Genomic DNA, 14,240 nt, shown 5'->3' with positions numbered 1-14,240 from the left:
CTCACACAACTGTAAGAGTAATAACAGTTGGATTCCCGTTGCTATCTTTCAGCGGTACTTCTTTTCCAGGAGCAGCAGATTGCAATCTTACAACATGTGTGTAGTCACCTAAAGGCGCTGAAATCCTGATTTTTAGTCCTAGGCCTTCAAGTATCTTACGAGCTTCATTAGTGTTCTTTCCGCGAACATCAGGCATTGTTATTGTCTTAGGTCCTTTAGAAACAACAATAGAAATTTTATCTCCCCAATGAAGTTGTGCGCCTTTATCTTTAGATGCGCTAATAACGTTTCCTTTGTCAACAGTATCGCTATATTCTTCTTTATAATCTGCTTTAAGCTTTAAATCATCTAAAGTTTGCTGTATATCAGTCTTAGGTTTATTAACTATATCAGGCATTTCTACAGGCATAGGACCGCGAGAAATAACTACAGTTACAGGCTTATTATGATCCATTGTTGTTCCAGGATCAGGAGTTATTTCAATAATCTTTCCTTGAGGAACTTCCAAAGAATACATATCTAGAGAAGCGCGATGCAAAATATCTGTAAAACCTGCTTTTCGCAATGCTTCAATAGGGTCAGTTCCTTCTTCTTTAGACATAGTCATGATGTCAATAGGAATCGTAGATTGACGTATACCTCTAGAAACAACAACTTTTAGCATATCGTTGTTATGCTTTCCAACATGACCGCCGACAATATCTGGGGTAGTAGAAATCACATATCCAGAGTCAATGTCATCGCTATAAGCTAAATCCATGCTATAAGGAATGCCGGAAGATTTAAGTAATTTCTCGTAATTTTTCCACTGAACATTAGTAATCTTACAAGCTTTTGTGCGCGAGCATTGCAAATCATTAGGCTTTGGTAAAGACCAATAACTGTTAGGACCGTAGAAGTATAACAATCCTCCTATAACGCAAACGCATATAGCAGCCGCAGCTGAACTTGAAATAATGATAATCTTCTTTTTGTGAGACTTTTCTTTCTGTTTTTCTTCGCTATTGATGGATTCATTAAGAATTTTTGCTTTTTGCAAAGAGATTGTTGGAAGATTGTTGTCGTTAAAGGCTTCCAATGGATCGTTTTGGGAAGTTTTAAATGTCTTACCGTAAGCTAAATTATCTGATTTTGTATTCGATAATGGTATTGCTTGAGTTTCTGCTGAATTATCTGTGTTCCCGTTAGGAACAGCATCGGTATTGATAAAATCAGTATTTTGCTTTAACTCAGCAGTTTTGATGTCTGATTTGTAGTCGGATTTGATGTCGGAATTGTCCTCGGCTTTATTGCTGGCCTCAATATTGGAATTGCTGTCGCCGGCTTTGCTGTCGCCGGCTTTGCTGTTGATTTTATCGGCCAAATTTGCAATTTTATTGCTGTCTATATCATCATAAGACTTGTTTAATTCAGTAGGAGCAAGCCTATATACAAAGTCTTGAGGATTAAGCTTTTTAACTAATTCTTTTAATTGCAACAATGCTTCTGAAGCGTCGCTAGGCCTCAAATTCATATCTCTAGACGTAAGTGTTTCTAAGAATTTTGCTACGTCAGCATTTATTTCATGGCAAACAGTGGAAATAGAAGGCGTATCTTCATGCACATGCTTGAAAACTAAAGTTACAGGATTATCAGCTGTGAACGGAACTCTGCCAGCTAGCATTTCCCACGCCATTGTTCCGGCTGAATATAAATCGCCTTGAGGAGTTGCAATATTATTTTCAATCATCTCTGGAGCCAAATAAGCTGCCGTTCCAAGTAGTAATCCAGTAGAAGATAAAGTTGCTTGAGAAATAGCTTTCGCTAAGCCGAAATCTGTTATTTGCACGTGGCCGCGATCGTTAATAAGTATATTTTCTGGTTTAATATCTCTGTGAACAACTCCGGCAAGATGAGCTGAAGCTAATCCATCAAGAGTTTCAGCTAATACGCGCAAAGTATCTTTTACTGTAAAAGTGCCATGCATATTCATTTCATAACGCAAATTAACGCCATGAACATATTCCATAACTAAATAATCAAGACCCTCGTATTCGCCAGTATCATAAACTTGTACAATATGAGGATTTGCTATTGAGGCAGCAGATGTGGCTTCGCGCCTGAATCTAGCAATAAATTGTTCTCTATGAACGCCTTGTGCCAATTGCGTATGCATTATTTTAATGGCAACAGGTCTACCAAGTCTTTCATCTTGAGCTTGATAAACTGTAGCCATTCCGCCTTCAGCTATTTTCTGTACTAGACGGTATCTGTTCTCAATGTACATGCCAGGTTCTGCTTGTGTAGCTTCACTCATTATTGCAAATCCTTATACGCAAACGCTATTCACTATTTACGAGTGTACAGGCAAGTGGGTAGAGAAATAAAGATATAGCGCATTTTTATTGCTTTTTTACAATAAAAACACGCTATATATTCTACTTTTCTTAAGTTTTTACTTTCTCCACTGCTCAGGGATGAAGCGATTCATAATCTGGCGCATAATATCTTTGCCGCACTCATTCAAATCGCTATTGTCAAGAGCTTCTTGAGATTTATTCCAAAGATCCTTAATTCGCTCTTTAGACTTATCAATAGCACCACTTGTATGCAAGATCGAGATAACTTTCTTGACGTCTTCATCGTCGCGAGTTTTCTTAGTATAAGCTTCTTGCAAATACTTGCGATCAGATTCGTTGCTAGTCTGCAAAGCGTCTGCAAGAAGTGTAGCGCGCTTACCTTCGCGAATATCACCACCAACTGGTTTTCCAGTATGCTTAGGATCTGAAACAACGTCTAACAAATCATCTGCCAACTGGAATGCAATTCCCAAAGGCTCTCCAACGCTATAAGCAAAATCATGTGCTTGCTCAACTGTAAATCCTGCAGCAAGAAGTCCTAAGTGCATTGGAGCAACAGTTGTATAGCTTGCGGTCTTCCAACGGAACACGTTAACAGAAGAGTCAGCGAGTGTCTTAGGATCACTCAAATCCATCATTTCGATTGAAAGATCTAATACCTGGCCTAAGCAAACATTTCTTTGAGTATCGGCAAACGTTGCGAGAAGCTCTTGAGTATTACTAAGATTATTCGCGCTGTTTCGAGCTATATCGAAACTTTCAGAAGCTAATAAATCGCCGAGCATAAGGCCTAAGCCTGTGCCTATTTGCTGGCTGTCATAAACGTTCGTAAGAGCGTAGTAAGCACTTGGCTTGCCTCGTCTTAATGACGATTCGTCAATAATATCGTCGTGGATAAGTGCAGCTGTTTGGAAAACTTCAATAGCGCACGCCATGTCAATCATTGACATTCGTTTAGGATCGTCTAAAGAAGGTTCAAAATCTAAGTTTTGCGCGTTGGATTTAGTTGCTAGCACAGCATCGTAAGAGCATAGCGCCAACAATGCGCGTAGACGCTTGCCTCCTTCGCTAGACGTGAAAGCTTGGTCTATCACTGTTTGCATGGTGTCTTTGCACGCTGAACGAAGGTTTTTGCATGCCGGAGACTCGAATTGCTGCTCTATAAGAACACCAATACGACTTTCTATTTGCTTAAGTTCCGCATCAATATCCATAATATGAAGTTATCCACAGGGTTTAGACATTATCCTACGTGCGTGTACAAATTTTATACTTTACATTTAAGTTTTTTGTTTTAATTTTTGTTTTAATTTTTGTTTTTGTTTTGGTTCTATTTTGTTTTTGAACTTCTGACCACAATGATGATTTTTTATTGCTAATTAAAAATTTTGTTGGGAAACTTTTTAACTAAAGCTTGATTATGCTTTTAAAAAAATAATCATTGGCTAAAACATAAAACATAAAAACATAAAACGTAAAAACGTAAAACATGGGGATGTTTAGGGGGAATTATGACTGTTACAACTGGAATTATTATCGATAAATCTGATAGCCATATCTATACGTATGAATGTGTTGATCTGGACAATGAACCAATCAATGCAAAAGAATACGATAACTTAGATAGCAAGTCTTCTGACTATTATGATTTCATTAAAGAAAATTTGTCACATGTATTTCAACAGTCTTTCATATCTAAAAATAATTCCGAAAATTCACAGTGGATTAAAAATCTGCGCTTTCTTGTATCCGATAGAATAAATTCTTATCAAAGTCTAGTTAAAATGCGTGGAGAGTCAGAAGCAAATATTATTTGCGGAGAAAAGGCTTTAAGTAACTGGTATGAAATGTTTTCTTATGAGAAAGCTGGTATCGAAGAAAATTCTTCTGAAAATGAATGCGCTTCAAGTGAAAATATAGGATTGCGCGGAATTGATTTAATATATTTGCCATTAGTTATGACTAGCAATATAAATGTGCGTGATGCAATGCTTATCTCGATTTTAGATGATTATCACGAGTGGTATGAGTATAAGTCATTGTATTCTTTGGCTTTCGAACCTCATACAAAAGTAATGTCACAGCATCTTAGGGATTGTTTAGAAAGTAAATTTACTTATTACGATCATATCCCAGACATTCGCAGAGTGAATAATGCTATTGACGTTTTAACTTCTATGGCTTACATCATGAGTGATTATTCTGAATTAACAGCGCATATTTATGCATTGATTGCGTATCTGAGATGGTGGTTTAGCTTAGGAAAAGTCGAGCGTTATGTAAATCTTGCTTTAAATGCTTCCGAGGATTGTTCAATGGCGAGAATTGTTAAATCTGCATATGAAAACGGTGTTGAACCACAATGGCTGAAAAAGGATAAAATTCGCTGACTTATCAGGAATAGTTTAAAAATTAAGGAGCTAGATTGTCTTTAGAAGGTGGTTAACTAGCAAGACGCACAAAGTTGACATTGCCATAACTATGCCTTTATGTAATTTTTATGACAATGGTTGTATCAGGAGGAATAGTTGACGAGTGAAGAACTAGAAGCTGACGAACTTACCACTAAAGAAGATAAGCCAGCAAAAACTCGTAAGACTAGCGGTACTCATAAAAGCAGTACGCGTTCGTCTTCCGCAACGTCTAAATCTTCGAGTTCGCTTAAAAAAGATGATGAAATTAGTGATTTAGATGAAGATGAGAATGTTGATTTTAATGATGATTCTCACGATGAAGATGGACCTGATTCATTAGATTCTGTTAGCGATGATGACGTTGACATTGACGACGTTGACGATCATGATTTGAGTATGCAGCTGGATGATCTCGACGATATTCATCCTGAAGATATTGATGACGTTGACGTTGATGATGTAGACGACGTAGACGGTTTAGACGTTGATGACGACGTAGATGCTGACTTTGATGATTCAGATATCGACGATAATGAAGATTCAGAAGATAATGCAAAAGCTGAAGAGCCTGTTGTTCCGCAAGCTAAAGGTGCGTTTGTTGTACGCGATGATGATGACGACGATCCTTTAAATTCTGCTCCTGGTAATCCTAAGCGCCGCGTAATCGCTACTGGTGCTACAGCGGATCCTGTTAAGGATTATTTAAAGCAGATTGGTCGCGTGAGCTTGCTTAATGCTGAGCAGGAAGTTGATTTGTCAGAGCGTATTGAGGCTGGTTTGTATGCTCAGCATTTGCTTGATACGCAAATTGACCAAATGGAGTTCAAGCGTAAGCGCGAGCTTAAGTGGGCTGCAGCAGATGGTAAGAAAGCTAAAGATCATCTTCTTGAAGCAAACTTGCGTCTTGTGGTTTCTCTTGCAAAGCGTTATACCGGTCGAGGCATGCTTTTCCTTGATTTGATTCAGGAAGGTAACCTCGGTTTAATTCGTGCAGTAGAAAAGTTCGATTGGAAGAAGGGCTTTAAGTTCTCAACCTATGCTACTTGGTGGATTCGCCAGGCTATTACTCGTGCTATGGCAGATCAGGCTCGTACTATTCGAGTTCCAGTGCATATGGTGGAAGTTATTAATAAGCTTTCTAGAGTTCAGCGCCAGATGCTTCAAGATCTTGGTCGCGAACCTACGCCAGATGAGCTTGCACGCGAGCTCGATATGCCTGTTGAAAAGGTGCAAGAAGTACAGAAATATGGTCGTGAGCCAATTTCTTTGCACACTCCTTTGGGTGAAGATGGCGATTCTGAGTTTGGCGATTTAATTGAAGATACTGATGCAATCGCTCCATCGGATGCTGTAGCATTCTCACTTCTTCAGGAACAATTTAGACAAGTTCTTGAAACTTTGTCTCCTAGGGAAGCTGGCGTTATTAAAATGCGCTACGGTTTGGAAGATGGTCAGCCAAAGACTTTGGACGATATTGGTCGAGTATATGGTGTTACTCGTGAGCGTATTCGTCAGATTGAGTCTAAGACAATGTCTAAGTTGCGTCATCCTTCTAGATCGCAAACTTTGCGTGACTTCTTAGATCAGTGATTGAGTAGTGTTATATGCGAAGTGTCGTATTGTTACTTTTAGTGATAGTACGACACTTATTACTTAAGATAATCGGTTGTATATTTAATCCGTGCAAGGGGTAAAAGTGGTCTCTAATAAAGATCGAGAACAGTATGATGCCGACAGTCTGACTGTGCTTGAAGGCTTGGATGCTGTGCGAAAGCGCCCAGGTATGTATATTGGTACAACTGATAGCCAAGGTTTAATGCATTGCCTTTGGGAAATCATTGATAATGCTGTCGATGAAGCTTTAGCTGGTGCCTGCAATCATATTACTGTTACTCTTCACGACGATGGTTCTATTGAAGTTGCTGATAACGGCCGTGGTATTCCAGTAGATGTAGAGCCTAAAACAAAACTTACGGGTGTTGAAGTTGTTCTTACTAAGCTTCACGCTGGAGCTAAGTTTGGTAACGCTTCGTACAATGCTGCAGGTGGTTTGCATGGCGTTGGTTCTTCGGTTGTAAACGCTTTAAGCTTGCGATTGGATGTTGAAGTTGATCGTGATGGCAAAACACACCACATGGCTTTTCATCAGGGGCATCCTGGAGTTTATAGTGACGCAGATCCAATGCATCCGTCTCCAGCTTCTCCATTTAAGCGTACGCGTAAGAACAAGCCTACTGAGCTTGAGATTATTGGCACTGTTTCTCCAAAAACTACAGGTACTCGAGTTCGCTATTGGGCTGATCCTGAGATTTTTAATTCAACAGCTCGCTTTAGTTATGAGCAGCTTATTGCTCGCGTACGTCAAACAAGTTTCTTAGTTCCAGGCTTAAAAATTACTGTTATTGACGAGCATGTGCCTGAAGGCGAATCGGCAAATATTGAAGAAATTGATTTGCCGGAAGATACGGAAGGTACTGTTGTAGAAGGTGCTGTTGAAGAAGGTACTGTTGAAGAAAATAATCTTCTTGAAAATCAGTCTGATAATAGCGATTACTCTGCGTCCGAATTTGAAGAATTAGAATCTGATGGCTTAGAATCTGAAGAAACATTAGAAGATGAAGATGATTCTGAAGATGATTCTGAAGATGAGACTGAAGATGATACTGAAGAGGCTGAATCTGAAGAATCTGAATCTGAAGAATCAGTTGCGCAATCTGTTGCAAATGCTGAGTCTGCTAACTCAATGCAAAATAAGCATCATCCTCGAGTAGTTGAATTTTTGCATAATGGTGGCGTCAAAGATTTCGTTGATTTTCTTTCAAGAGGTGAAGCAGTATCAGATATTTGGCGTATTTCTGGCGAAGATACGTATGTAGAAGAAACGCAAGCTGTTGATTCTGCAGGAGATTTACACGCGCAGCAAGTAACTCGAAAATGCGGCGTTGATATTGCAATGCGCTGGGTGAACGGCTACGATTCAACTATTGTCAGTTTCGTGAACGTTGTTGAAACTCCTGGCGGAGGCATGCACGTAGACGGATTCTTGCAAGGATTGACTAAGCAAATTCGTAAAGCTGTTGAAGATAACGCTCGCAAGCTAAAAGTAAATCTTAAAGATTCGAATACAAAAATTGAACGCGATGATATTACAGCAGGCTTGGTTGCTGTTATAACTGTTCGCATTGCTGAACCTCAATTCCAAGGTCAAACTAAGGATGTTCTTGGAACCGCTCAAGTTAAGCCAATCGTTACTAAAATGACTGACGCTCAATTCGGAGAAATGATTTCCGGATCTAAGCGAGGATTCAAAGAGCAGTCTGCGCGAGTTTTAGAGAAAATCGTTTCCGAAATGCATGCGCGTATTCAAGCGCGTAAAACTAAGGAAGTTACTCGCAGAAAGAATGCGCTTGAGTCTGCTTCAATGCCGCCGAAACTTTCTGATTGCCAGCCTGGAAACGACGATGTTGCAGAACTTTTCATCGTCGAGGGTGATTCTGCACTTGGTACTGCAAAAGCTGCTCGAAATTCTGCTTTCCAAGCGCTTCTTCCGATTCGCGGTAAGATTTTGAACGTGCAAAAAGCAAGTCTTGCACAAATGCTTTCAAACAAAGAGTGCGCTGCGATTATTCAGGTTGTTGGAGCGGGATCGGGCGCAAGTTTTGATATTTCGCAAGCGCGTTATAACAAGATTGTTATGATGACCGATGCTGATGTTGACGGCGCGCACATTCGTATTTTGCTGCTAACGCTGTTCTATCGTTATATGCGTCCGCTTATTGAGCACGGTCATGTTTATGCTGCAGTGCCGCCTCTTCACAGAATTGCGCTCGCTGGAAAGCACAAGGGCGAGTACATTTATACTTACTCAGACGACGAATTGGCTGGAAAGCTTGATGATTTGCAAGCTAAGGGCATTGATTTTAACAGCGATATTCAGCGCTATAAGGGCTTGGGTGAGATGGATGCGGATCAGCTTGCAGACACCACTATGGATCCTAGAACCCGTATGCTTAGAAGGATTCGTATGGAAGATGCTCAGCAGGCGAGTGAAGTATTCGATTTGCTAATGGGCGATGATGTTCCTCCGCGTAAGCAGTTTATTGTTGATAATGCAGACGACTTCGATCGTTCCAAAATCGATACCTGATTTTGTTATATAAACGTTTTTGTTTATAGTGAAATAAATTATATTGAACGTGAATTACTCACGAGTATCGATTGTGTGTAAATTACTTACACAAAAATCCTCCTGTCTAGTGAATTACTGCAGGAGGATTTTTATGTAGATTAGTTATTTATTTAGTTAGTTAGCTAGTTAGTTACTGGCAAACATATCTTTCGCATATTGGCGAATGTCATCTGGATTTATCATATTGTACTTTTCTTTTATTTTCGTAAAGTATTTGCCAATCATATTTTTGCTGATTATTTTATCTGATGAATCATCAGTTTTTAGATTGCCGCGAGTAAGTATCCAAGGCTCCTCATGATGCGTAAATCGTTCAAGTTCTTTACCACTGTAGCAGCAAAGATTATCAATAACACTATCGCATACTGATTTTTCGGTAGTAGATAGTGTGGTTGTTAGTTCTGCTGTAAGTCGTGTGATGTCACTTTTTTGAGCGTATCTGTAATCATCTAATTTTCCTGATGATTTAATTCCTGATATTTCTGTTGTTGGCGAATCTATTGGATCAAAAGTGTAGTTTTTATAGCGCAAATAGACGTCTTTATACACAGGTCCATGAACCCATGCTTGACAATCATCGGTAAATATAAACGCTTTATAAAAAGCGAAATAAAAACCCTGAATGTAGTATAAGGACTTTTGCAAGGCTAGGGGAGTTATATCCTCACACTTTATAAGCAAGTATTGTATTACATTGTTTATTTTGTCACTCGACTTATTACTATCAAAGTTAATATTTGCAGAATTATTTTGTGATTCGTTTATTAGTTTTTGTGTTGCTTTATAACTTTTTTCGTAACTAATTGCAGATTTCAGATTATTCTTATTACTGATTAATAATTGCAAGTAATATTCCGGGTCGTTATAAATGCGTTGCAAAATGTCGGAATATTGTTTTGAAGGAATGTCTCCATCTGCAAACCTAGAAAACGTTTGTTCACCCCAACCGAGCAGTAGTGATAGTGGGCGCTTACCTATTGAGTATTTAGCAGGGATTTTCTTGATTTCGTCAAGCGGAATAATATTGTTTTCTTTACGATACTCGTCATACAATGCTCGAAGATTCGCGTCAATAATTTCTGGTACATATACGGCAGAACCGCATTCTTTGCAGTGTGCTTCTGTGCCAGTGTATGAATATTGTTTTCCTTTAATAGATGCAGTCATTGGAACGGATTTTGTTGAGTACTCAACATCATTCCTGCATTCTTCGCAAAATGTCTTATCTGTATTCATTTATTGAAGCTCATTTCTAAAATCTATTATTATAATTTACGATTTATTTTATGATACAAAAAATAAGTGTTTTTATCAAGAAAAATGCATCTATTGATGCATAAATGTTTTGTTTGGGCTTGAGTATCTTGTTATAAGTTTGTTTGTGAGTTTAGCCACATTTGTTATGTTATTATGATGCTATCTGTATAAGATATGTATATATACGTTGCTTAGCAATGTTATGAGACAGAGTGTGTGAGTTTTTATTAAATAATTTTTTATATTTTCTTAAAAAGAGGGAAAAATGAACAAGAGAACTGTGCTTGTATTGTCTACAACAATGATGAGTATTGCTACTGCAGCTTGCGCTTTCTGTGTAGCACAGACTGCGAATGCAGCTGAAAGTTTGGCGACTGCTGGCGTTAGTTCAACTGTAAATTCTTCTGCGACTTCTTCTAACGCAGGTTCTAATACTGTAACATCTAATACATTAACTTCTTCTAACGTAACTTCTAAAACAACCAATGGGGGGGGGTCTGCTTTCGATAGCAATTCTGTAAAACCTTCTGAAAATATCAATTCCTCCAATTCTAATGAAGCTGCAAAAATTACCGAAACTGCAAAAACTGATAATGATGTTGTTAAATCTTCTAAACTTGTAGACGCTACTGAAAATTTTGAAACTACTAAACTTACGCAAACTCTCATAGATGTAAGCAATAGTAATCTTTCAACAACTAATCGTGAAAATATAAACGTACCCGAATCTGCAGAATCTAGATCAGTATCAACTGATTCAACTACTACAAATGATGAATCTTTGACTTGGACTCGTGAGGATTTTAATATTACCAAGGATGGAAAGCAGATTGGATATAAGAAAGATGTTTATTATCCTGATAAGAAGCAAGCGGTAAATGAATATGTGTATGGACTTACTGCTAAAGGCAAGGAAAAACTTAAGAAAAATCATCATCTGGTAATTCCTGAAGGCATTGAAGTTATTCATGAATGTGCTTTCACTGGAAATACAACACAAGTCGGAGACAAGCACAAGTATATTGACGGCGAAACTTATATTGAAGGTGTAACACTTCCGCAGTCTCTTAAGATTATAGAATATGGCGCTTTCGCTTGGAATAAAATTAAAGGAACTGTTGTTATTCCAAAAAATGTGATTTCAATACATAATGGCGCTTTTTTAGCTAATGAAATTCAAAAAGTTGTGTTTGAAGGTGTAATTGATGGTAAGGGAAAAGAGCACGATACAGACTCTAATCCGTATTATCTTTCTGGAATTGGTACTGTTGCCTTCCAGGGTAATAAAATTACTGAAATTGATGTAAAAGATAATTTGGCTAAGTATCAATTATTCCCATCTAATAATCCACAGAAGGGTGATTCTGTATTTGATAATCAGAATCCTGGAACTTTCAATATTGAAGTAGGAGATGAATATAAAAGTCCTATTAAAATTACGAAAGAAGGTGTCAATCAGAGTATTGGTGTAGTGGGAGGGTTCAAAGAAAATGGTACTCCAGTACAGATTGAACATTCATCTTACTTTAAGAAGAATAAAGAAGGTAAATATATAGCAGTAAAAACTGGCACACTTGAAGGTCAGTGCATGTTTTACGATATTATCAACAAACAATTTAGGATAATTGGTATTTCGTACTTCACTTACAAAATCGTTCCTAAGGCTAAGATTTACACGGTTACATTCGTAAATGATACCAATCGAAACTATGCAAAGGTGCGGGTAGAAGAGAATAAATCCATAAACGACAAGAGTATTTTAAATCAGTTTATGCCGGATAATCCCTCTAAAACGGGTTATACATTTAGAGGTTGGAGCACGGACGAAACCGGTAAAGATAAAACCAAGGAATTTAGTGCTGCCACACCAGTAACAGGTGATATGACAGTTTATGCTATTTATGATTTGAATGCTGTTGTTTTAAATCAGGTTCCAACGCTTACTTTACAAGATAAAACGATTACTGAAGGCGAGCAGCTTGATTTAAAGACACTTGTTGTGTCTGCTCAGGATCCTGAAGATGGTGATATAACCAGTAAAGTAAAGCTAACAGATAATGGCGGTTTTGATAATACTAAAGTTGGCTCCTATAAGATTACGTTTAGTGTGACGGATAATGGTGGCGCTACTGCAACAGCATCTGCCACAGTAACAGTTACTAAACGGCCGACACCACCGACCCCACCAGAGCCAGAGCCAACACCGGTTCCTGAGCCTGAGCCAGCGCCAGCTCCTTCTCAACCGGATCAACCTGATCAACCGGAGCGACCGAAACAGCAAGAGCAGCTTGAAGCTAAGCATGCTGCTAAGCATCTTCCTCAAACCGGCTCAGATACAACGCCAATTCTCGCTTCCGCAATTGCCTCGCTTTTCGCTGGTATCGCCGGACTAGCTGAATCATTTGCTGCAAATCGCAAGCGCAGAAACTAGTTATAAATAGTTTGCAGTTATAAGTAAGAACCATAATGTGAAATATTTGGGGTTATAAGTCTTACAACTTATAACCCCATAAAAGAAAAAGAAGAATCCGACGCATCAGATCCTTCTAGGTTTAGTCCGAAGACGTCCACCGCAATTCAAATATAATGTTATCATACTAGCAAAATTCTGCAGCGAATTTTACTAGTTTTCCATAAAGCCCTTAAGCAATTTCATATTAGACTTATGCTGAGTTCCAAGTATCTTACTGCATATGTTTACAGGTAGTCTATGCCTCAAACGCTCTGTTTCACTATCATACTGTTCAACAAAATCCTTACTTATCTTCTCAGGTGCCCCATTTTACTAAAAAAATAAGTAATTGTTGAATAATTTAAGTTTTGCTGAGTTTGTTGAAACTTTATGCTTAATACACCAAGCAGAAGTATTATTTAGATTTTTTGATGTAGACTTGTGTTAGGTGTGTTAGGACTTGTTGTATACGCATTATCTAGTAGATGTATTTCTAATAATGTTTTTACAAAAGGAGGGGTTATGATTGATAATAAGCAAGCAGATTTTGATAGAGATAAGCTTGATTTTGCGATATTTTGTATTGAAAATGTTGCTAAGAAACTTAATCAAGACCCTCGCGATACGTATGATGCTTTGACTAAGAAAAGTAATATTCTTATGTCTTATATTGTTCCGTCATATGATGCTTTACATACTCAAGGCAAAGAGTATATTACAAACGATATTATTTCCTTCATGCGCGAAAAAGGTGTGAAAGTATGATTGTTTATCACGGTTCTTTTATGCCTGTTGAATTTCCGGATGTATTACATTCGCGTAAGAATGTTGATTTTGGTGCCGGATTTTACGTCACATCAATACGCAGTCAGGCTGATAATTGGGCGAAGAAATTTATTAGCAAAGGCAAAGATGCTTTTGTTTCTTCTTATAATTTTAACTATGATGCGCTCAGTAAATTATCTGTTCTTAAGTTTGATTCATATTCTGAAGAATGGCTTAATTTCATACTTAATGCTCGTTCTGGGAATGATACAAGTAGTTTTGACGTGGTAATTGGCGGTGTTGCGAACGATAAAGTTTATAACACTCTTGAATTGTTTTTTGATAATTTAATTACTAAAGCTGAAGCTTTGGGTAGGCTAAAATATGAGAAGCCTAATGATCAAATTTGTTTTAGAAATCAAAAATCTATTGATTTGTGTCTCACATACGTAAAAAGCGAGTGTGTAAATGGAGAAATTTTAGGGGAGTGATGGATTTTGAATGCGAATCCTGTTTTGTTGCAAATGAAGTATGCGAGAGTTGTAAGTCTTCTTGCTGAGCGTGCTGGGCTGAGCTATGAGCAGGCGCTTGACGTGTTTTACCATTCGGTTACTTACGATTTGATGCGTAATGGTATTTCGGATATGCATTGCATGAGTGATGAATATTTGGTACAAGATTTGCTTGAAGAAATGCATGAATCTTAATTATTCTGATACGTTTTTTAATTCATAATTTTGTATATACATTATATTGAATTATGGTATATTGGTTTGTGTGGTTGCATTCTTAGGATGAGATTGCAACTGTGTGATTTTTATTTT

At 38.0% G+C, this 14,240-nt stretch carries 10 protein-coding genes; 7 read left to right on the top strand and 3 right to left on the bottom strand.

The window, feature by feature from the left end:
• Position 1 precedes the first annotated feature (1 nt).
• Positions 2-2,296: a protein kinase domain-containing protein gene (locus tag HXT51_RS01285; RefSeq protein ID WP_421776589.1), complete on the bottom strand. Its 2,295-nt coding sequence runs from the start codon at positions 2,294-2,296 to the stop codon at positions 2-4.
• A 138-nt stretch (positions 2,297-2,434) separates the two neighbouring features.
• Complete coding sequence (locus tag HXT51_RS01280; protein WP_415705799.1) at positions 2,435-3,553, bottom strand: polyprenyl synthetase family protein; 1,119 nt, start codon at positions 3,551-3,553, stop codon at positions 2,435-2,437.
• Between the two features lie 297 nt (positions 3,554-3,850).
• On the opposite strand from HXT51_RS01280, the gene HXT51_RS01275 reads away from it, so the two are divergent.
• From HXT51_RS01275 to HXT51_RS01265, 3 genes are all read left to right on the top strand, one after another.
• On the top strand, positions 3,851-4,729 hold the full coding sequence (locus tag HXT51_RS01275; RefSeq protein WP_421776588.1) for a hypothetical protein: 879 nt from the start codon (positions 3,851-3,853) through the stop codon (positions 4,727-4,729).
• Between the two features lie 138 nt (positions 4,730-4,867).
• On the top strand, positions 4,868-6,343 hold the full coding sequence (locus HXT51_RS01270; protein WP_421776587.1) for an RNA polymerase sigma factor: 1,476 nt from the start codon (positions 4,868-4,870) through the stop codon (positions 6,341-6,343).
• 106 nt (positions 6,344-6,449) lie between these two features.
• Positions 6,450-8,900 (top strand): DNA gyrase/topoisomerase IV subunit B, encoded by a 2,451-nt coding sequence (locus tag HXT51_RS01265; RefSeq protein WP_421776586.1) that lies wholly within the window; start codon positions 6,450-6,452, stop codon positions 8,898-8,900.
• Positions 8,901-9,068: 168 nt separating this feature from the next.
• Here HXT51_RS01265 and HXT51_RS01260 read toward each other — a convergent pair whose 3' ends face one another.
• Positions 9,069-10,178, bottom strand: a complete 1,110-nt coding sequence (locus HXT51_RS01260) for a type II TA system antitoxin MqsA family protein (RefSeq protein WP_415705792.1) — start codon at positions 10,176-10,178, stop codon at positions 9,069-9,071.
• A 286-nt stretch (positions 10,179-10,464) separates the two neighbouring features.
• Here HXT51_RS01260 and HXT51_RS01255 point away from each other — a divergent pair, with 286 nt between their 5' ends.
• The 4 genes from HXT51_RS01255 to HXT51_RS01240 all read left to right on the top strand — a co-directional run bounded on the left by HXT51_RS01255 (position 10,465) and on the right by HXT51_RS01240 (position 14,123).
• Positions 10,465-12,630, top strand: coding sequence for an InlB B-repeat-containing protein (locus tag HXT51_RS01255; RefSeq protein WP_421776585.1), 2,166 nt, complete (start codon positions 10,465-10,467; stop codon positions 12,628-12,630).
• 543 nt (positions 12,631-13,173) lie between these two features.
• Positions 13,174-13,416, top strand: a complete 243-nt coding sequence (locus tag HXT51_RS01250) for a DUF3791 domain-containing protein (RefSeq protein WP_415705791.1) — start codon at positions 13,174-13,176, stop codon at positions 13,414-13,416.
• The gene (locus HXT51_RS01245; RefSeq protein WP_415705789.1) at positions 13,413-13,907 is read left to right on the top strand and encodes a DUF3990 domain-containing protein; all 495 of its coding nucleotides are present in this window, start codon (positions 13,413-13,415) and stop codon (positions 13,905-13,907) included. The genes HXT51_RS01250 and HXT51_RS01245 overlap by 4 nt, the downstream gene beginning before the upstream one ends.
• 33 nt (positions 13,908-13,940) lie before the next feature.
• Complete coding sequence (locus HXT51_RS01240; RefSeq protein ID WP_415692206.1) at positions 13,941-14,123, top strand: DUF3791 domain-containing protein; 183 nt, start codon at positions 13,941-13,943, stop codon at positions 14,121-14,123.
• The last annotated feature ends 117 nt before the right edge of the window (positions 14,124-14,240 follow it).

Origin of the sequence: Gardnerella sp. KA00255 (assembly GCF_049244095.1) — a bacterium.
GTDB lineage: Bacteria > Actinomycetota > Actinomycetes > Actinomycetales > Bifidobacteriaceae > Bifidobacterium > Bifidobacterium vaginale_F.
The sequence above is the reverse complement of the archived record's forward strand: the minus strand, read 5'-3'. Positions and strand labels throughout refer to the sequence as shown.

Bases quoted from the DNA above. Each gene is read 5' to 3' on its own strand.
- HXT51_RS01245 (WP_415705789.1), top strand. From the start codon at position 13,413: ATGATTGTTTATCACGGTTCTTTTATGCCTGTTGAATTTCCGGATGTA.
- HXT51_RS01275 (WP_421776588.1), top strand. From the start codon at position 3,851: ATGACTGTTACAACTGGAATTATTATCGATAAATCTGATAGCCATATC.
- HXT51_RS01285 (WP_421776589.1), bottom strand. From the start codon at position 2,296: ATGAGTGAAGCTACACAAGCAGAACCTGGCATGTACATTGAGAACAGA.
- HXT51_RS01280 (WP_415705799.1), bottom strand. From the start codon at position 3,553: ATGGATATTGATGCGGAACTTAAGCAAATAGAAAGTCGTATTGGTGTT.
- HXT51_RS01240 (WP_415692206.1), top strand. From the start codon at position 13,941: ATGAAGTATGCGAGAGTTGTAAGTCTTCTTGCTGAGCGTGCTGGGCTG.
- HXT51_RS01260 (WP_415705792.1), bottom strand. From the start codon at position 10,178: ATGAATACAGATAAGACATTTTGCGAAGAATGCAGGAATGATGTTGAG.
- HXT51_RS01250 (WP_415705791.1), top strand. From the start codon at position 13,174: ATGATTGATAATAAGCAAGCAGATTTTGATAGAGATAAGCTTGATTTT.
- HXT51_RS01255 (WP_421776585.1), top strand. From the start codon at position 10,465: ATGAACAAGAGAACTGTGCTTGTATTGTCTACAACAATGATGAGTATT.